An 18,146-nucleotide genomic window follows, 5' to 3' on the forward strand; every position below is an offset into this window, starting at 1 on the left:
ATCAGCGAGGAAAATTATTAACAAAAGTACATGTTCCTGAAGATCAAATAATCGAACTTGTAAACAAGAAATACATGGAAATTCCAGCAGCATTGAGATATGAAATTGAAACTTCTGGAATTGATAAAAAGGAATTACAGTGAAATTAGAAATTCATTTTAAGAGGAAAAATTAGGGTTTCTTATGTCAACTATATCATATGATGATTTTGCTAAATTGGACATTAGAGTTGCAAAAATTATTGGAACTGAGCCAATAGAAGGCAAATCTAGAATAATCAAAGGCAGAATTGATTTAGGAAATGATGATCAACGTGATGTGATTATTGGTGGCGCACAGTACTATGAACCTGAAGATATTGTAGGTAAAACTGTAATTGTCATTGCAAATCTTGAACCAAAAAAAATGGCAGGTGTTGAATCAAATGCAATGCTATTGGCAGCTGATGTTGATGATAAACCATTTTGGTTAACTGTCGCTGAAGATGTTCCATTAGGGAGCCCAATAAAATAATTTATTTATTTTTTCAAGAGTTGTATTAGATAATCTATTTTTAGAATCTACTATTTTCTTATTTTGTTTGTTTATCTCAATTATTGTTTGTTGAATCATTTGTACTTTAATGAATATTATAAAATAAATTTTGACCAATGATTAATCATAAATCATTAGGTCTTTTTCTTCTAGTAATGCATGTAAATTATTCACTGATCTATATACATCTGGTTCATGTTTAGCTCCAGTGCAAACAAGTTTCCCTGATGAAAATAACAAAATCACCGTCTTTGGGTCTAACATTCTGTGAATTAGCCCTGGGAATTGTTCTGGTTCATACATGCTTCGTGGTAATGTTCTTGCTGCTTGTTCTAAATGGATCTTACCTCCTAGGTTGATGGAAGCTACAATATTCTGAATTGTAACTACTGCATCTTTTTTTACTTTGATTCCGCCCTTCCTTAGCTTTTGTACAACTGTTTTTACTGCTTTTCTAGCCATCTCTTCAGATTTAGAACCTGTACATACCATTTTTCCTGAAGTGAAGATCAACGTTGCAGTTTTTGGGGTCTTTAGTCTAAAAACTAGCCCTGGGAATTGATCTGGATGATATTCCACATCTGGAAATGTTCTTGTAATCTCATTCAAATCCATTTTTTGCATCACGTCTGCTGATGCTACAACATTTTCCACGCTTACGATAGGTTTTGTTTGTGGCATATTCGGATTTTTTTGTATCTGAACTATAATAAAAGCACTCGCCATTATTTTGCCTCCTGCAACTCGTTTTTTATCCTCCCTACGAATGATTTAATTTGGAACTGACATTTGATGGATCTAGTGGATTTTACAAATATTGATTTTAATCAGTTGTTTGCTATGAATGATGAGACAAATCCTTTAATGATGCTGATTTGGATTCTGCCCATATTTCTCTTTATTTTTTATGGTCAGCGAATTCAATTAATTGTCACTTCTAATGAACTCAATAAAGCAATCAAAAAACTTGATGGTTTTAGATCTGAAGCAAGATCCGAATTACTCAATTATGTAAAAAATAATCTGAATCCAAAAAATGATCCTACAAAAAAAATTGATCAATTTTTAGATTATTTTACAATAATGCCAGTCGATATGGATCCTAATGGTATTGTTGAAAAAGTTAGACATACCGTCAGATCAAGAGAAGATTATACTAGAGAACATGTACAACTACTTTCTCCCGAAATAAATGATTTTGAATTAACCAAAGTCCAAACATTACTTGAAATTGCTTCTTCATTACAAATGATCTACAAAATAATCAATCATATGTTTTTGACGGCAAAAAAACAAAATAACTATCCTTTGATTTTGCCATTGCAAATGATTCTTCCATTTATAATGGAACAAGCAGAAGCAATGAGGGATGCGATTTCACCATTTAAGCTAGGTCAACCTGTAGGTGATGGAATTGGTCCTATGGTTGTTGGCAAAATGATGTTAAATAGTCCAAAAGAATCCATTGCATTTCAAACTAGTCTTGCAAAAATAGATTTTGATGGTAGAAAACTATCTCTTTTAAAAGCTGAGGGACCGGGTTCTACAGTGGGAAGACCTGCAGATGCCTTAGAATGTCTTGTTTCTGATACTAAAATTGACGCAATAATTATGGTTGATGCTGCATTAAAATTGGAAGGCGAAGACTCTGCGTCAATTGCAAGAGGTTTCGGTGCAGCTATAGGTGGCATAGGAACTGAAAGATTTCAAATTGAATCTATCGCAACATCTCATCAAATACCAATATTCTCGATTGTGGTTAAGCAATCTGTAAAAGAAGCGATTACTTTGATGACAAAAGATATTGCTAATGCTGCAGATGATGTACGTTCACAACTTTATGATATGATTCGTGAAAATACTAAACAGGGTCAATCTGTAGTAGTCATCGGTGTTGGCAATACTGCAGGAGTTCCACAATGAATTTCTCGAAGAAAAAAATTACCGCAGCATTCACTGTTGAACTATGTCCTAAATGCAATGCTTTGAAGAAACGAAAATTTTTGGATGGTGATACATTATTTTCTACCTCTGCAAAATGTACCTCATGCGGTGAAATCACCATTATTGAGAAAATATTTGGTGAAACTTTGGACGAATAATCGTATTATTTTGTTCTAAATTTTACATTACATGAAGGACAAAACCACGACACTTCTTCTCCCTGTTCTTTGAACATGAATCTCCCACATTGAGGGCATGGTCTTACTTCGTCATTCAAATTACTTTGCACTTTTTGTATTTTTATTGGGTCTGAGTTGTAACAGTTACTCCATTTTCATTAGGGATGAATGTGTGTTCTGCTTGAGCAACTCTTTGTTCGTTCACTTCAATCAAAATTGGATATGCTTGAACAGCTTTCTTGCTGATTAAAATATCTAACAATTCTCTTGCTTTCTTTTCTTCCCAATCTTTTACTAACCATCTAAGAGCAAATGGTAACATGTTAAAATTATTCCATATGAAATCAAGAAGTTTGTCTGCTTCATCATTCTTTGTTTTCTTTCGTGAATTAAGTGCAAAAATATTTTTTATTTTTCCATTTCTTACAAATCCTCCTCCCTGTTCAGTTGTGACGAATGGTTCACATGCATAAGCCGAATTTTCTGAAAGTGAAAATCCTCCAATTGACCAAATATTTGGAATTGATTTTCCTGCATGTATTGTATATTGATCTAATGAGTGTCCACTAAGATTTGCAATTGGTTTGAATCCTCTTTGTTTGATTGTAGTTTCTATAGTTCGTCCAATATCACTTGCTTTGACTCCTGTTTTTACCATGGACATTGCATTTGCCAAAGCTTCTTCTGCAGCTTGAACTAGGCCATCAAATTGGGCATCATAGCAGACAGTAACTGCTGTATCTGCAATGTATCCGTTAATTTGTGCACCTAAATCAATCTTCACCAAATCCGTATCTTTGATAGTGATTGGATCGTTTGGCTCTGCAGTATAATGTGCTGCAATTTCATTAATACTGGCGTTTACTGGAAAAGCACATCCTGCACCTCTTTTTTTAATTTCATTTTCCACTTCTTCACAAATATCATAGACTGACTTGCCAACCCAGTCTCTTCCTCTTACCATCTCTCTTACTTCCGATGCAATCTTACCTGCCTTGATGTATTCCTCGATTGCCATGGTTTCGATCCTTTGACTGCCTTTAAAATGATTATCTGTGAAGCTTAAATTGGGCAATTTTTATGGCATACTGGGATCGTGGTCTAGCTTGGTATGATTCTGCGTTTGGGACGCAGAGGTCGAGTGTTCAAATCTCTCCGATCCCACCATTTCATTATCTTATAAAGAAATAATTTTCTAGATTAATTGCCGAGCAATGAGGACGAGTTAGAGTAATGACTTTGAAATGAAGTAAACTAATGGCACCGAGCTCCGGCATGTTTTTATCAATTTGATATTGTCTTGTTTTTATTGAAATTTGAGAGGCGCGAGATAATTCTGATTGTTGGTCTTTTTCTATTTATGATTGGTTTGATTCCGTTCATGGCACCTGTTTATGCTGTTGTCATAGTGATTCTCATGTATTTTGGGATAAAACTATACGTTGGCAAAAAGCGTAAATCAATACATGATGATGTAGGTGAGGGCATTTGTATGGAATGCGGTTCTAAAATTATCAATAAAATGTGCTCAAACTGCGATTATTCTCAAGAATAACTTCTTCGCATCCCTTAAAACTGAAAAATTAGATTGTTTTTCATGGTTTTAAGATATATGACTTTAACAACAAGCTCAACTTTTCCTCAATTCCATTCTAAAATGAGGCTTCTAGACAATCTTAACAGGAAGCAATCATGAATCGTAATCTAACTTTAGTTTTCTCTCTGCTATTTCTTATAGGGGTAATCATCCCTGCATATGCTCAGACAACTGATCATGTGGTGATCAATGAATTGGATATCAATCCTCCTGGAGATGATTCTAAATCTGTCGCTGAATGGGTGGAATTATACAATCCTACAAACTCTGATGTTGATTTAGGTGGATGGAAAGTTGCATCTACGACTGTTCTGAAAAAAACTATGACAATACCCAGCGGAACTATCATTAAACCTGGACAATTTTTAACTTATTCTTACCAAAGCCTTTGGTTTACTGATTCTAACGAATCTGTTGAACTTAGAGATAAAAATGGAATTGTAATTGACAAAACTCCTATGTTTGCTGATATTAAAAATGATTTTACATCTTGGCAACGAATCTATGATGGCTATGATTTTGATACTTCGTCTGATTGGAAATATGCAAAATCAACCGCTGGTTCATCAAATGGTAAACTTGTCAGTAGTGGAAACTCGAATGAAATTACTGTAAATGTTTCATCTGATAAAGATTCATACTTGTTTGGTGAGACTGCAATAATTCAAGGTAGTGTTTCTGAACAAGTTTTTATTGTGAAACCCTCTTTCCAACCTCAACAAATTACTATTGCTATCTCTGGCCCAAATTTTAACAAAGTTGTAACGATGTATCCAGATCTAAATCTTAATTATAAAACAACACTCAATCTACAACAAGTTTTAGGAATTAATGAGGGAATGTATACTGTATCTGTCACATATGGTGACGTATCTGCAACCGCAAGTTTTTCTGTGGGTTATGAATCCTTTGCTCAAGTTACAAAGACTGAAAGTTCTCTTAGTATAATCACTGATAATTTTCAATATCTTCCAGGACAATCAGTTTCAATTACTGGACATGCTTCCAAAATAATTCCTTATGAGGGAATGAAATTGATAATAAAAGATTCTCAAGGAAAAGTTGTATCTACCGGAAACCTTTACCCTACCAATGGTGAATTCAAAACCACTTTCTATGTGTCTACTGTGAACCCTGTTTACGGAACTTATGAAATTAATTCTGAATATTTTGATAAATCTGCATCTGTTTATTTTGATGTAGTTAAAGATATCAAAGAAGATGTCCCGATTTCCATTTGGACTGATAAAGTTGCATACGGTCTTGGTGATGAAGTCAAAATCACTGGTAGACTAAATCAACAATGGGTTAGCACTTTGGATTTGGAGATAATACAAACCAAACAATCGTCTCTAGGCAGCTCTACCTCTGGCAGTGATTCTGGATTTAAAATTTCTGATGGTGTGAGGCTTATGGGCGATGGTTCGTTTTCTTACAGTTTCACAATTCCAGATAGCCAATTACGATTAGGTGATTATAAAATCACTGTTTCTAAAAGTATTGGTACTGCAACTAGTATTATTCATGTGGTTTCAAATCCTGAAAGTTTTGTGACTTCTGATTCTCCATTGACTGTTAACTCTGATAAAGAAACCTATGAACCTGGTGATAAAATGGTAATTAGTGGATTCATAAAAGATCCATCTAGTACTTCAAGTTATAAAACTGGTGTACCTGTAAAAATTTCAATTTCTCATGAAGATGGCACTCCTTTGAAGATCACTGCATTGTCTGGTGCTCAAACAAAATACAGTGACAATGTGGCTATTGCATACGTTTTTACAGCAATTCCTGAAACATCAGGAAATTACTTGCTTAATCTAGATGTGACCCAAAGTGTCTTTACTGAAGGAAACTATGTTATAAAATCTGAATATTCTGGCTATGTTGCAACGAAAACGTTCTCAATAGTCAATCCACTTGATTTTAAAAATGGAGCAATTGCATCTCTTGATAAAGATGTTTATGGTTTAGGTGAAACTATTCATTTAACTGGTGCCATTCCTCCAACTGGTGCTACTTCTGTAACCATAACAATGACAAAACCTGATGGAACCAAGGTTCTTTCTGGGGCTACTATCGATAACCAACGTTTTTCATGGTCTTGGACTGCACCTGTTGCAGAAAAAGTACAAAATATCAAAGTCAATACGGGAAAAGATGTAGTCAAATCTAATTTTGGAGTTTACAAAATCAAAGTATCTACTAGTAGCGAAAGCAAATCTTTGTTCTTCAAAGTTTCAGCCGATCCAGAAAATGACACTCTGTCTACCACTCCTATCTTTGTAACTACTGAAAAATCACTATATCAAGCAGGGGAAAAACTCAAAGTCATAGGAAATGTTCTGAAGCGTAATCAAGGTGATGAGGGACTTGTAGTTCCTCAGCGAGTCACAATTAAAGTATTGGATGGCTCTTTCCCATTCAAGCAAATTTATGAATCTGCTGTTTATCCTAATCAGGGTGGGGAATTTATCAGTCTCTTTGAATTACCAATTCCAGTATTCCCTCAGGGAACATATTCTGTAAAAGCAATTTATGGAACTGCACGTAGCGAATCCACCTTTAGTGTTGCAAATGATTATGCCTTTGGCGTTGATGACCCTGTGACTCTTTTACTATCTACTGATAAGTCACAATACTATCCAGGCGATGTGGTGGAAATTACTGGGAAACCAAATAGACTGATCTATATTGAAAAATTTGATGTAAGTGTAATTCAAAAATCAGATTCAGAAATTACTTGTGGTACATTTTATTGTGGTAAACACAGTGGCCCTGTAACTACAATTCGCCCAAGTTCTTCTGGATCATTTGATCATCAATTTAAAATTCCTAACACTTCATCTGCAATTGGTTCTTATGAAATAACAGTTGATGCATCTTTTGAAACTAAATCTATTCTATTTGATGTTGTAGAGAAACCTCTAGTAGTAATACCTGATACTGTGATTGAAAAAGAAAATAGAATTTCTGAAAATATGATATCTATATTGACTGAAGAGAAAACCACTGATGTGGCATCTATTGCACCTAGAGTGTTCACTGGTTCTTTGATTACTCCAACACGAGGAGACGAATCCATAGTAAATCTCAAAGTTTCTACTTCCACTGGAATCTGTGTTATTGGTCCTGATGATGATTGTTTGGTAAGCCAATCAACTAGAACGCCTGGACAAATCTATGAAACTGTTGAAGTTGATGGAACTAGTATGAATGTCAGATACAGTGGCCCTGATGTACGTCTTGAAAAATTTAGCATTTTGCCTGAATCTTCTGATGAATTTTTACCAGATGAAACTTGGAATGTTGAGATTCTCAAAGATGATCAAGCTTCACGCTTTTATTATAAAATAACATACAAAACTTTAGAGTAAATTCAAAATACAGCCAATCTGATCATTGGTTGAAGTGAAATTACAAGTTTTAATGTTTTATCAGGATGATCCTAAAAAATGCACAGCTGCAAAAATGGTGAAATTTGGTCTGGCTCAAAATATCAAAAAAATCAGTAACAAAGGATTGGTTTTAGATCCATTCTCTGACAAAACTTTGATGCCTAAAGATAAATCCCTAATCCGTTCTATTGTGGGAATTGATTGCTCTTGGAATCTAGCTGATCAGGCGTTTTCTAAAAAATTTGATGGTATTAAAAGAAAACTTCCTCCACTTCTTGCTGGAAATCCTCTGAATTATTCAAAACTCAACAAATTAACTACTGCTGAAGCATTGTCTGCCTCATTATTTATTTTAGGATACAAAGAACAAAGCTTAGAATTACTTGACAAATTCAAATGGGGGCATACTTTCTACGAACTTAATCAAAATCTCTTGGAGGAATATCTGAAACTTGAAAATGAAGATCAGATAGATGGAATTTTGAAAGATTATGGATTGCTATGATTTCTTTTTTTCAGATAAATCAAAACTCCTAAAATGATTGCAATTGGAATGATCCAAACCTCATACTCTGAATTTTTTTCAGAGAATTCTATATCTTTATTCGTGTTTTTTGGTAATTCTGAATTGCTATCAGTTACAAGAAAACTTGACTCATAAAAATCAGGTTTCAACACTGAATTTGAAATTGCAAATATTTTGATATTGTTTGCACCAATTCCAAAATTATTTGTTATTTCAGAAGGGATGGTAATGACTATGTTATTGTCTGTAACTTCAAGTGTTTCTGATTTTATTTTGTCTCCTTGGGAATTTGTCAAAAAATACCATAATGAATCAGTGTTTTCAACATTTACTGTCACATTAAACTCGTCTCCTTTTTTGACAATTTTTTCAATCTCTATTTTTTTAATTAATGGGAATTGGGCTTTTTCAAATTCAGACCATTTTCCCACCTTAAATGGATATGAATCGTCATCAAATGCAGCGACTTTGATTGTTCGTGATTCTGGTGAATATGACTCAAGATAAAATGGACCATTGCTAATTACTGCATGGTTTTTTTCTTCAATCCATTTTATTGATGTTTCATATCTTTTTTGGTAATATTCGAAATCCTGATTGTTTTCTTTTAATGACTCTGGTATGTATTTTGAATCTTTGAATTCTAGTAAATAATCTCTTATGAGTTTTGCATCATTTGGAATGATTAGTGATAGCCAATTTACATTTTTATTGGTAGCGCCTGATCTTGAAAATGAAACTTTTCCATCAACCACTGCCTTTTCCATGGCCGATGTAATTTCCCATGGCACTGAACTCCATAACGCTGCCCAATCAGCTATTTCCCCTTCATCAAAATGCCAATAATCCACATAAACTTCAATCGTGTCATCATCAATTGGGTTCACTCCGATAATTGTTTGAATGCTCTGAGCAGCTCTAGGTGTGAATTCTGTATCAAAAGTTCTATCATTTTCATCAGTCTTAGTTCCCCATTCTATTGTAAAATAAAGTGAATGTAAGATATCTTGCATATCCATTTTTTCACCATTATGCCATTTACTAAATTCAAAATCAAATGTCACCTTACTTGTTGCAAGTGTTCCCTCTTCAACATTTTTCCATTTTTGTACAAGTGGGTCCCATATTTTTGCCTCTTTGGGGATACTCAATTTATCGTTTGGACCTGCGGTTTCAACTTGCCATTTTGCTCTAATTGGAAATGTCTCACCAGTAAATGGATGCTTAAACGTAGCAGGATCTGAAATAATCCCCCAAATGTGTCTGCTATAACTATCCGTTAACCCCATTACTGGATTCCATGCTCCTTGATAGATTTGTTTCACTCCTATGTTTAGCTCACTGTGATCACTTTTTGCATTAATTGGAGTAAATCTACTTGGCACTCCTGCTCCAAAATCATTTACAATCCCACTGACTTTTTCATTTACAACATATTGATCAATTTTACTTGCTACAAAAATTCTTACAGATTCGTTAACTCCTTCCTTAACAGCTTCTTGAATTATCTCTGATCTTTTTTCTGATGTTTCAAAATCACCTGTGTATATTTTTTGAGTAAGTTCATCTAATTTGTCATTTTGGTAGTTCCAATATGCTGGATCATTAAATCCTGGCATACTTGAAAACCAAGGGGAATACATTTGTCCTAATCCTACAGAATCATACCTTACAAATGCTGAACGTCCCCATCCTTCTGTATATAGACTCCATTTTAGTTCGGATGGGTCTGAACCATAAACAACAACAAATGCTTTATTCAAATCACCAAAATCCTTCTTTACTGTAAATCCAACTTTTTCTAATTCAACTGCTAATATTTCACCAATTGATTTTCTGACTGGATCATCGCTTCTGATGAAAATTGTAATTTCTATTGGGATTCCATTCATTTGCCATTTATCCTCCATTTTCATAGCTCCTTTCTCGTTTAGTACCTTTGAAATTACTTCATTTGCAAACGTTGGATTGTATCTGAAGTTAAACGTCTCAAGTTGTTCTATGATAGTTAGATACTCTGGATCTGAAGGAGTGTAGTATGAAATAATTGGCGAACCATACCCACCCATCAACTCATTTACGATTAATTTTCTATCTATCAAATAATTGAGAGCAAATCTGATCTCCTTGTTTGCAAAGGGATTGAATTTCTCAGACTCTGCAGGGTTTACCAGTATGCTGTATGAACCACCAGTTGAATCAAATACTTGCAATCCTTCACGTGCTTTGTGATTTTCTAACCTATCTGGAGAAATTGTATAATAATACACATCAAGATTCCCATTTCGTACTTCTTCCAGTGCTGTATTTTCATCTAAATATTGAATGAATTTCACTGAATCAAAAAACGTACTTTTCTCTGCAAATGATTCATTACATATCAGAACTGTGATTGAAAGTGCTAGTAAGGCCACTAGCAATTTTTTCATAATTCCATTTTTGAAAACATGTAATAAAACCTATATCATAATACCCTGATGTTATTAGGACTAAAACCTATATTTCGAATATGCATCAAAATTTACACTTGAAAATTCATCCAAAAATGATTACTTGTTTGAATGGAATAATTCAAGGTGGAATATCAATACAAGATTTTTCGGCTGTTACAAAAATGGATTTAATTGACTCTGAAATAATTTTAGATGAATTCATCAAAAATAATATTGGAACAAAACAAGATGATATGTATTATTTTGAAGATGGGGATAAATTAAAAATTGCCATCGCTCTGCTTGAAAAAGGTTCTCCTATAGATGAGATCTCTTTTGCTATAGATTGGAAAGATTTTGAAGGCTTAACTGCCGAAATTTTATCTTCGAAAAATTTTGCAGTGATAAAAAATATGATTCTCACTAAACCCCGTATGGAAATTGATGTTATTGGAATCCGATTAGGTATTGCCATTTTAATTGATTGTAAACATTGGAAACGTTATAGCACCTCTTCATTATCATCTGCGGTAAAAAAGCAAATTGAAAGAACTAAACATTACATTTCCAAAACTCCTGGTGCTATGGCCGTGCCTGTAATAGTTACATTGTATCAGGATAAGATTGGTTTCATTGAAAACGTTCCAATCGTGCCTATTTTCCAACTATCTTCATTCATTGATGAATTCTATGGCAATCTTGATCAAATGAACACTATAGAAAAAGACTAGTAATGAATAATCCTAGACTTCCGATAACAAAACCTTTGGTGATTTTTAATGAATTATCTAATGCTTTGGAATAATCTTCGTATATGCTCTGACCCATAACCTTCACTTCACTTTGATTCTCTAAAATTTCAAATTTTGCTGTTGTAATTGTGGTTTCTGCTTTTTTTGCAATCTCGAGAAACCATTTTGAAAGTTTGTCTGCCCCTGTAATCAATCCTAATTGATAGTACCCATTTCTATTCCTTGCTTTGACAGGAGCATAATGCGTATCTGATGTACATATCTCAAGTAACTGATAATTATTCTTTGCAAAATTATCTATGATTTTCTCTCTTACTCCATTTTCCATATTGTTTGCATCTGCCCATCCGAGAAAATATTTTTTATCATTGATTTTGAGGCAAACTATGCCTAGTCCGCCCATACCTAAATCTTCTGTCCATACATCCATGTCATCAGAATTTGCATAGCCAAATTCAATGGGAAAATTGTCTTTCGTAATTAAAGTGTCTAAACATGATTTTGCAGCCTTTAACATATCTTGACCATCTTCATTTGAAATTTCTTCTCCCATGGCATTATGACAATCTACTATCATTGTTCTTGAGTAATTTCTATTCTTTGCATATTGTTCAATTTCATTCTTCATATAGCTTGGAATGTCTTCCATTCCATGTGGTGACAATGATAAAAATAATAATGGATTATTTCCAAAAAGCAATCCTGTAACTCTTGCCTTGTTAATCTGCACCGTTACTGGTTCAGTGCATTGTACCCCTTCTTCCTTCACTTCACTTTTTTCCAAATTTTTAAGGTAATTCTCAACTTCGTTTCTCGATGGTAGGTTAAGAGAATGATCTGAAATACTATGCATGACCATCGCTGATGACGACAGATTTTTGTAAATTAGATATGGTATATTGCTTCCGCCAACTGGATGATATGGTCCTGGATGTATTTCCGGCAAAACCATTCGAAATTCTTTACCGTTCATTTGTGATGATAGTTTTATCTGTGATGTTGATACTTTGGTTTCCTTTGAGCGTTGCTCCATTAATTTTTCCGCATCTTCAAAGTCATTTCCTTGAGATGCAAGATATGCTTGAATAGTTTTATGAGTGCTCTCCATTCCTGGTCTTCCTGCCCTGTCCGTTAGAATTGACCACACACTTGCAATTATCAGAAAAGATATCCCGTAACCTAATCCAATTGGTTCGCTAAGTACTGAAACCCACATATTTTGTGGGATTAACACGAAAAACATTGCTAGTGGCTGAATGAAACAAATTGCCCAAGCTTTTTTGAGACTTACCCCCAATGTTGTCGTGTAAATTCCTATTCTGAAACTAGCAAACAAAAACATTCCAAAAGTTATGAAAAATAATTCTATGTCTTTTGATAACACCACGCTTGAAAGTATTCCCATCAAAAGCGTAACTGTCCACAACATGTTTCCGAAAAGCGACGAGTGTAATGATTTTGAATATTCCTTTTTCTTTGTAAATCGAGTGTCTAATAATTGCGTTAAAACAAGGACTCCTAAAACCAATGGCAGTCTATACCAATTTTCTTCAAAACCTAAACTGCTCAAGTAGCCAAAATATGTGGCAAGAACTGTTACTGACGCAACTATCAGTGATACAACTAGAGAAAAATAATGCGATGATGGATTAACTAGAGTAAGGGAAAACCTGTTATGTATGTTTGAAACATCGTCTGATTCTTTTTCCATTGTTTTTTCACGGAGCTAGGAATAAATCAATTATCCATGAAACTGCAATTAAACTAATAGGAATTGAAACTACTATTTTTGGGTCTAATTTGAATCCCTTTGTCTCATCCTCAAAGAACCTCATGAGACCGCCACTTGATGCTGGCAATGGGGCTGACTTCTTTTTACTGCTCATTATGATTCGACATCAAGAATTTTAACATAAAAACTTTATTGTTAGCTAAGACTTTTTGGTCGTAAACCATATCCTTTTGATCTACCCTGATCTATTCGTGGTTTACCAATGAAGACTGTATCTACCAAACTATCAAAAGAAGACTTTGAGAAGTTCCAAGAAATATGCAATAATGACGGAAAATGTATCTCAGAAGGATTACGTGATCTTTTGAAAATGGATATTGAAGCCTATGAAGAAGGCTTGGAAATAGAGAACAAAGAATCTCAAATCATCACTGAGCCTATACTCGAAGAAAAACCAAGAGTAGTATCACATGGTAAAATCTTGGATGATTATGGAAATACTGTGGGAACTTTTTAACAAATTTTGGACTAAATTATATCATAAGTAACCTTGAACTATTTTCGTGAATGTCTTTTTCTATACTCTGATTGTTGATGTCCTAAATATGCAAAACTTGGTATTCCTGCCAATGCAAACAAAATTATCCAATCTGAGAATTCTATTTTTGTTAACAAGTGATACACTTCATGTTCTCCATTTATTGGGAAATATGCGTTTACATGAGTTATGGTTCCAAACAATACTGCAATCGAACCTCCATAGATCGATAATGCAATTCCTCCGAACTCTTGTAAAAAATCTTTAATTTTGTCTATTGCCGATTCTGTTATTTCTGTTACCCATTGTCTATGTACTTTTGTGGATCCTAATTTTTGAAAAATATCGATTAGTTGGTTCCTATGAAATTCTCCTGGAGGCGTTTTAACATAAAATGTATATGATTTTGGTCCATTAGAATGCATTTGCTCTAAAATATCTCCTTTCAGTTTGTATTTTCTTTTTTTAATTCTTTCACGTAAATTTTTTTCCTGTTTAACTAAATCTATGAAAATATCACATTCATACGTAACCATAAAAAGACGTTAAATGAGCAGTATTTTATTATTTAGTATTTCGACTTTTGTATACTAACACATCATTTATTGAAAAGAACTCTCCTTTGAGATCCTGTATATTTTGATAAACAATTTCAAAAAGGTTATCTGGTACAGAAAACTCCATGATCAAATCTGCTGATCCTGATGGTTTTTTTGCGTGGATTACTCTTTTTATTTTCAAACCTTCAATTTCACTTAATCTTGTCTTTACCGTATCTGTTGTAGCATCACACACTCTTTCTCCAATTTTATCCATAACGAATAATCTTTTATCATCATACGAAACAACAATTTTCCCTTCAACTGGTTTTTCAAGTAATACTGTATTCATTCTACTATAATACCTCTTGAACTAAATTTATACCATTGGTGAAATTCATATTCTTAGAATATGTTTCATTTGTATTAAGTCTCAAATATTTAGAAAATTTAACCTGTGAATTCATTTTCAATATATGTAAGAATATTTACTTATAAAGTAATAAGTTCTTCTTTTCTTAAATTCTAGCATAACGAGATCGCTTAAAAATGAATTAAATCATATCGAATCTAGGTTTGTCTTTTCTATAAATTACAAGGCAGTTATTGATTGGTTGAAAATGATATGGATTAATCTCAACGATATACCATCTTCAGGATCCGCAAAAAATTCTCATTGGATTTAAGATTGAGAGTTTAGAATCTAATAATTAAGGTGTGGATGATCTTATCGATAAAGAGTAAAAAGGCAAAGTCGTCCTTTAGTGCGTGAAAAGTTGGTTATTATCTAAACTATAACGTAGGTTTGTCTGTTGGAGAATCATTTGAATAAAAATACGATGTTACTTAGCCCAGTTATCATCATAGTAAAATTTTTGTGCTTGTGAAGAATAATACCAAATTCCACCAAATTCGCCTTGTTGATTTCCAACATAATTGTAATTTAACACGATTCCAAAATATAATGCTGTACCGTTTTTTGCTTGTTGTAAAAATTCCATTGGAACATAGAAGTCTTCAAATTTTTCTTGATTAGGTAAAACCACTCCCAAATCATCAACTTCATTCCATTCAGCATAATGATCTTTTGAAAATGGTTTATTGTCAACTTTTACGAGTATTTTTCCGTCTGTATTTGGTATGCTGCCAAAATTAGTATATCCAATATGAAGTTTATCGTCATCCATTGAAAAATTTGTAGTCACACCTATCCAAGGTCTATCTTTTTCCTGAAATTGAGTATTCAAGATATTCGTCTGATTTGCCAATAACACTAAAACAATAATTGATATCATAATTCCTACGAGATTAATTTTATCAGATATGTACCATCCTGATTTTTTAGACTCTGTTTCTTTCACACTCACACACTCATACTATTCATTATAGCCTTTTGTTCCCAGAAAGTTAGTTGTGACTAGAATCATAACGTGTTTTGATTTTTAATTTTGTTTATTTTATTAAAACTCATTACAAAGAAAGTCAATCCTATAGGTATTATAAAAAAACCTGGCGTTGCATAGGCAATATTTTTTAAAATAATTTCGTCAAGTGCATCTTCTGATTCGATGTCAATGGGTAGAACCGTTTTCCCATCAAGAAGATTAGCGTATGATTCTCTATGTTTGAATGCATATATTGTAGAATTTGATGAAATATCTGGAAAATCAGGTTGTTTAGGTGTAGAAAGAATATCGAATGAAATAATATTTGATGTAAATTCTTTTCGTAGTGCCATGTATTCCTTTAACTGAGTTGGATCTAGAAAGAGAATGGTTCTTTCACCATCTAATTCAAATTCAATATCTCCAGAACCTTCAAAATATACTTTGTCATAATTCCGTGTTACATTAATTATTGCAAATCTGTCATTATTTTTTTCAATATTCTCAATATTTTCTGCACCAACAAACACAATGAAAAAAGGCTGTGGGAAAGTATCCATTAATTTTTGAAATTTATGGCCATCATAGACCACTATTGTTGAATTTTCAAACGGTGGATTTTCAACAGTAAATTTAGCTGTTTCATATCCTACTTCCTTAAGCTCAGGTCTTAAAATGATATCTACGTGGATTTTATTTTTTACACTAAAACTTGTACTTGAAAGATTTAGATCTCCTCTTACATTAGCTAGTCCATGAAGATATTCATAATGGGTCACATATTTTCCAGGTAAATCCACAGTGGTGAAACCTACCTGATATTGTTTCCACAATGGCAACGGTTTTGAAATTTCTTCAACATACCCTCCTGTAAATGCATAAGTTAATTGAATTATCCCTGCAAATATTACAATTATACACAATCCAAGAAAAAACCAATATCGTTTTTTTATTGGGATTTTTTTATATGGTGGTAAATTTGTTTTTTTAAAAGTTGGTTTCTTTTTTTTACCCATAATCAAATTTTTTAATATAAGTAAATAAGACTAGTGTTTATCTAATTAAAGAAACTCATATTTCTGGACATTGAATTAACCATCTTTCTATCATTAACATCCTGCAACTCTTCAAATTTCACTCTTTTTCTATCTACATTAAGATTGAAAAATTATTTTACAATTTTGTAAACATTCAATTCTTTCAAGAAATCTAGAATAATCTGAACCAATACTTTGACCATCATTAATGTAATCTTTCCTGGGATTTTTGTATCTATTTTTAATATTATTTCTCAACATCTCTTTTTTCATCACAGCTTCTTCTAGAGTTTCTTTGGCTTTCCAATAATTCACATCAACTAATCCTACAAATTCAAAATCAGGCGGGTCTCCATTCCCTACATACTCAAATTCCACTAACATACAGCCACAAAAATCGCAAAATCCATGCTCGTCATCATCTTCGACCTTGAAATAAGAAGAATACTTTGCCCTATATGATAAAGAACCAAACCAAGTGATGGCATGAACGCCATCAGATACCCCTGCATGAGATAATTGATAGTAAATGGTAGAATGAAGCGAATCTCTTAACCCCTTGTTCTTGATTACCCATCCGTCAGAATCAGAAATCTTCTTTGTATTGATTATCCAACCAAAGCCCAAAATATGAAAATGGGGTCTAACAATCCATTCTTTCTTTTTCTTATCAAACCCAAATGGATGATAAATCATCAACCCTCCCTCAATTCCAGCTTTATTGATTAACTTTCGAGCCTTGTTTTTTAATTCATCAAAGGATAGGAACTTGTCTTTCCAAGAGGGTGATACTATAACATGAATTGGTCTTAGATATTTTCTTTGTAGATTTGGGGATCTAGCAAATTGAAGATGCTTGAAAACATCAATGTAATTTTCTATTCTTTGTGTTGCTCTTGTTGATTCACGTGATAACCATTTTTCTAACCAACAGTATTCGCACTTTGAACGAAAACACGAAATCTTTGAATGTTTTATAAACTGTTTATTATCAGGATGTCCAAATACATTGTCACATCCAACTGTTTTCCATAATCCACAAGTTTCATTTTTTAATTCTGTTCCTGGCAATTTCCATACAAGTTTTTTACTGATTCCTTTAGGATTAGTATAATTTTGTGATAGTGCAATGTTTTGCCAATTAGTTTCATCATGTGATCTTAGCCATTCCTTTTGTCTATCTGTTAGTTCTTTTTTTGCAAATATTGCTTTAGATTCTGGGATTCTACTTCGCTTTTTTGGCAGTGATACCTTTTCAAATAATTCTATTTGTTTCATTTTTCATCAAAATAAAATGATTTAGTGACATTACACAAGATGTCTATGATCTGTTCTTTGGATAATTCAATAATCTCACCTTCAAAATACTCTTGATGAAAAATAATATCATGAATCCATCTTCTAACTTGTTGTGTCTCCCCTAATTCCATTTTACATAAATAACAATAACTCAATTTCTGAACCTCTCTTTTGAAATTGAATTTTCAATAACTAATTTAGCACAAAAAAGAGCCTGACTAGGCGTGTGATAGGCGTAAATTTGACCACAATTA

General features: G+C 33.2%; 19 protein-coding genes and 1 tRNA gene. 9 read left to right on the forward strand and 11 right to left on the reverse strand.

Annotated features, from left to right (window positions below):
• Window positions 1-183: 183 nt before the first annotated feature.
• On the forward strand, window positions 184-513 hold the full coding sequence (locus BD31_RS04295; protein ID WP_008299122.1) for a tRNA-binding protein: 330 nt from the start codon (window positions 184-186) through the stop codon (window positions 511-513).
• A 141-nt stretch (window positions 514-654) separates the two neighbouring features.
• Here BD31_RS04295 and BD31_RS04300 read toward each other — a convergent pair whose 3' ends face one another.
• Complete coding sequence (locus tag BD31_RS04300; RefSeq protein ID WP_008299089.1) at window positions 655-1,215, reverse strand: TATA-box-binding protein; 561 nt, start codon at window positions 1,213-1,215, stop codon at window positions 655-657.
• Between the two features lie 111 nt (window positions 1,216-1,326).
• Here BD31_RS04300 and BD31_RS04305 point away from each other — a divergent pair, with 111 nt between their 5' ends.
• Entirely contained in the window at window positions 1,327-2,457 is a 1,131-nt protein-coding gene (locus tag BD31_RS04305) for a DUF1512 domain-containing protein (protein WP_008299111.1), read from the forward strand.
• The gene (locus BD31_RS04310; RefSeq protein WP_008299120.1) at window positions 2,454-2,636 is read left to right on the forward strand and encodes a hypothetical protein; all 183 of its coding nucleotides are present in this window, start codon (window positions 2,454-2,456) and stop codon (window positions 2,634-2,636) included. Before BD31_RS04305 ends, BD31_RS04310 begins: the two co-directional genes overlap by 4 nt.
• A 142-nt stretch (window positions 2,637-2,778) precedes the next feature.
• Here the strand turns inward: BD31_RS04310 and map are convergent, their stop codons facing one another.
• A complete protein-coding gene (map, locus tag BD31_RS04315) occupies window positions 2,779-3,675 on the reverse strand; it encodes a type II methionyl aminopeptidase (protein WP_008299113.1) in 897 nt (298 codons plus the stop codon).
• Between the two features lie 72 nt (window positions 3,676-3,747).
• Between map and BD31_RS04320 the strand changes: the two genes are divergently transcribed.
• The 4 genes from BD31_RS04320 to BD31_RS04335 all read left to right on the forward strand — a co-directional run bounded on the left by BD31_RS04320 (window position 3,748) and on the right by BD31_RS04335 (window position 8,157).
• Window positions 3,748-3,824: transfer RNA gene (locus tag BD31_RS04320), tRNA-Pro, on the forward strand.
• Window positions 3,825-3,966: 142 nt separating this feature from the next.
• Complete coding sequence (locus BD31_RS10045) at window positions 3,967-4,212, forward strand: hypothetical protein (RefSeq protein WP_158641224.1); 246 nt, start codon at window positions 3,967-3,969, stop codon at window positions 4,210-4,212.
• Window positions 4,213-4,349: 137 nt separating this feature from the next.
• Window positions 4,350-7,631, forward strand: a complete 3,282-nt coding sequence (locus BD31_RS04330) for a lamin tail domain-containing protein (RefSeq protein ID WP_008299093.1) — start codon at window positions 4,350-4,352, stop codon at window positions 7,629-7,631.
• A 34-nt stretch (window positions 7,632-7,665) separates the two neighbouring features.
• Complete coding sequence (locus BD31_RS04335; protein WP_048097445.1) at window positions 7,666-8,157, forward strand: DUF367 family protein; 492 nt, start codon at window positions 7,666-7,668, stop codon at window positions 8,155-8,157.
• On the opposite strand, the gene BD31_RS04340 is transcribed toward BD31_RS04335, so the two are convergent.
• Window positions 8,142-10,607, reverse strand: coding sequence for an ABC transporter substrate-binding protein (locus tag BD31_RS04340; RefSeq protein WP_008299117.1), 2,466 nt, complete (start codon window positions 10,605-10,607; stop codon window positions 8,142-8,144). The genes BD31_RS04335 and BD31_RS04340 overlap by 16 nt on opposite strands.
• Before the next feature lie 80 nt (window positions 10,608-10,687).
• Here BD31_RS04340 and BD31_RS04345 point away from each other — a divergent pair, with 80 nt between their 5' ends.
• A complete protein-coding gene (locus tag BD31_RS04345) occupies window positions 10,688-11,341 on the forward strand; it encodes a hypothetical protein (protein WP_048097444.1) in 654 nt (217 codons plus the stop codon).
• On the opposite strand, the gene BD31_RS04350 is transcribed toward BD31_RS04345, so the two are convergent.
• Both BD31_RS04350 and BD31_RS09805 read right to left on the reverse strand, forming a co-directional pair.
• On the reverse strand, window positions 11,325-13,073 hold the full coding sequence (locus tag BD31_RS04350; RefSeq protein ID WP_008299104.1) for a DUF2070 family protein: 1,749 nt from the start codon (window positions 13,071-13,073) through the stop codon (window positions 11,325-11,327). The genes BD31_RS04345 and BD31_RS04350 overlap by 17 nt on opposite strands.
• Window positions 13,074-13,080: 7 nt before the next feature.
• The gene (locus tag BD31_RS09805; RefSeq protein WP_008299091.1) at window positions 13,081-13,248 is read right to left on the reverse strand and encodes a preprotein translocase subunit Sec61beta; all 168 of its coding nucleotides are present in this window, start codon (window positions 13,246-13,248) and stop codon (window positions 13,081-13,083) included.
• 108 nt (window positions 13,249-13,356) lie between these two features.
• Here BD31_RS09805 and BD31_RS04355 point away from each other — a divergent pair, with 108 nt between their 5' ends.
• Window positions 13,357-13,611 carry a hypothetical protein gene (locus BD31_RS04355; protein ID WP_008299115.1) on the forward strand — a complete coding sequence of 85 codons (255 nt, stop codon included), beginning with the start codon at window positions 13,357-13,359 and terminating at the stop codon, window positions 13,609-13,611.
• Window positions 13,612-13,649: 38 nt separating this feature from the next.
• Here BD31_RS04355 and BD31_RS04360 read toward each other — a convergent pair whose 3' ends face one another.
• The 6 genes from BD31_RS04360 to BD31_RS10050 all read right to left on the reverse strand — a co-directional run bounded on the left by BD31_RS04360 (window position 13,650) and on the right by BD31_RS10050 (window position 18,023).
• Window positions 13,650-14,168, reverse strand: a complete 519-nt coding sequence (locus BD31_RS04360) for a hypothetical protein (protein ID WP_008299106.1) — start codon at window positions 14,166-14,168, stop codon at window positions 13,650-13,652.
• A gap of 28 nt (window positions 14,169-14,196) precedes the next feature.
• Entirely contained in the window at window positions 14,197-14,523 is a 327-nt protein-coding gene (locus BD31_RS04365) for a hypothetical protein (RefSeq protein WP_008299100.1), read from the reverse strand.
• A gap of 490 nt (window positions 14,524-15,013) precedes the next feature.
• Entirely contained in the window at window positions 15,014-15,532 is a 519-nt protein-coding gene (locus BD31_RS04370) for a hypothetical protein (RefSeq protein ID WP_008299126.1), read from the reverse strand.
• Between the two features lie 62 nt (window positions 15,533-15,594).
• Window positions 15,595-16,572: a hypothetical protein gene (locus tag BD31_RS04375; protein WP_008299098.1), complete on the reverse strand. Its 978-nt coding sequence runs from the start codon at window positions 16,570-16,572 to the stop codon at window positions 15,595-15,597.
• A gap of 138 nt (window positions 16,573-16,710) precedes the next feature.
• Window positions 16,711-17,871 carry a hypothetical protein gene (locus BD31_RS04380; RefSeq protein ID WP_008299086.1) on the reverse strand — a complete coding sequence of 387 codons (1,161 nt, stop codon included), beginning with the start codon at window positions 17,869-17,871 and terminating at the stop codon, window positions 16,711-16,713.
• Complete coding sequence (locus BD31_RS10050) at window positions 17,868-18,023, reverse strand: hypothetical protein (protein WP_008299119.1); 156 nt, start codon at window positions 18,021-18,023, stop codon at window positions 17,868-17,870. The genes BD31_RS04380 and BD31_RS10050 overlap by 4 nt, the downstream gene beginning before the upstream one ends.
• Window positions 18,024-18,146 lie beyond the last annotated feature (123 nt).

This window comes from Candidatus Nitrosopumilus salarius BD31 (assembly GCF_000242875.2).
Taxonomy (GTDB): Archaea; Thermoproteota; Nitrososphaeria; order Nitrososphaerales; family Nitrosopumilaceae; genus Nitrosopumilus; species Nitrosopumilus salarius.

What these genes read in the sequence shown, in the direction of transcription:
- map (WP_008299113.1), bottom strand. Translation starts at nt 3,675, where the DNA reads ATGGCAATCGAGGAATACATCAAGGCAGGTAAGATTGCATCGGAAGTA.
- BD31_RS04295 (WP_008299122.1), top strand. Translation starts at nt 184, where the DNA reads ATGTCAACTATATCATATGATGATTTTGCTAAATTGGACATTAGAGTT.
- BD31_RS04310 (WP_008299120.1), top strand. Translation starts at nt 2,454, where the DNA reads ATGAATTTCTCGAAGAAAAAAATTACCGCAGCATTCACTGTTGAACTA.
- BD31_RS04350 (WP_008299104.1), bottom strand. Translation starts at nt 13,073, where the DNA reads ATGGAAAAAGAATCAGACGATGTTTCAAACATACATAACAGGTTTTCC.
- BD31_RS04360 (WP_008299106.1), bottom strand. Translation starts at nt 14,168, where the DNA reads ATGGTTACGTATGAATGTGATATTTTCATAGATTTAGTTAAACAGGAA.
- BD31_RS04305 (WP_008299111.1), top strand. Translation starts at nt 1,327, where the DNA reads ATGGATCTAGTGGATTTTACAAATATTGATTTTAATCAGTTGTTTGCT.
- BD31_RS04345 (WP_048097444.1), top strand. Translation starts at nt 10,688, where the DNA reads ATGCATCAAAATTTACACTTGAAAATTCATCCAAAAATGATTACTTGT.
- BD31_RS04330 (WP_008299093.1), top strand. Translation starts at nt 4,350, where the DNA reads ATGAATCGTAATCTAACTTTAGTTTTCTCTCTGCTATTTCTTATAGGG.
- BD31_RS04365 (WP_008299100.1), bottom strand. Translation starts at nt 14,523, where the DNA reads ATGAATACAGTATTACTTGAAAAACCAGTTGAAGGGAAAATTGTTGTT.
- BD31_RS04340 (WP_008299117.1), bottom strand. Translation starts at nt 10,607, where the DNA reads ATGAAAAAATTGCTAGTGGCCTTACTAGCACTTTCAATCACAGTTCTG.
- BD31_RS04375 (WP_008299098.1), bottom strand. Translation starts at nt 16,572, where the DNA reads ATGGGTAAAAAAAAGAAACCAACTTTTAAAAAAACAAATTTACCACCA.
- BD31_RS04380 (WP_008299086.1), bottom strand. Translation starts at nt 17,871, where the DNA reads ATGAAACAAATAGAATTATTTGAAAAGGTATCACTGCCAAAAAAGCGA.
- BD31_RS04355 (WP_008299115.1), top strand. Translation starts at nt 13,357, where the DNA reads ATGAAGACTGTATCTACCAAACTATCAAAAGAAGACTTTGAGAAGTTC.
- BD31_RS04300 (WP_008299089.1), bottom strand. Translation starts at nt 1,215, where the DNA reads ATGCCACAAACAAAACCTATCGTAAGCGTGGAAAATGTTGTAGCATCA.
- BD31_RS10050 (WP_008299119.1), bottom strand. Translation starts at nt 18,023, where the DNA reads ATGGAATTAGGGGAGACACAACAAGTTAGAAGATGGATTCATGATATT.
- BD31_RS09805 (WP_008299091.1), bottom strand. Translation starts at nt 13,248, where the DNA reads ATGAGCAGTAAAAAGAAGTCAGCCCCATTGCCAGCATCAAGTGGCGGT.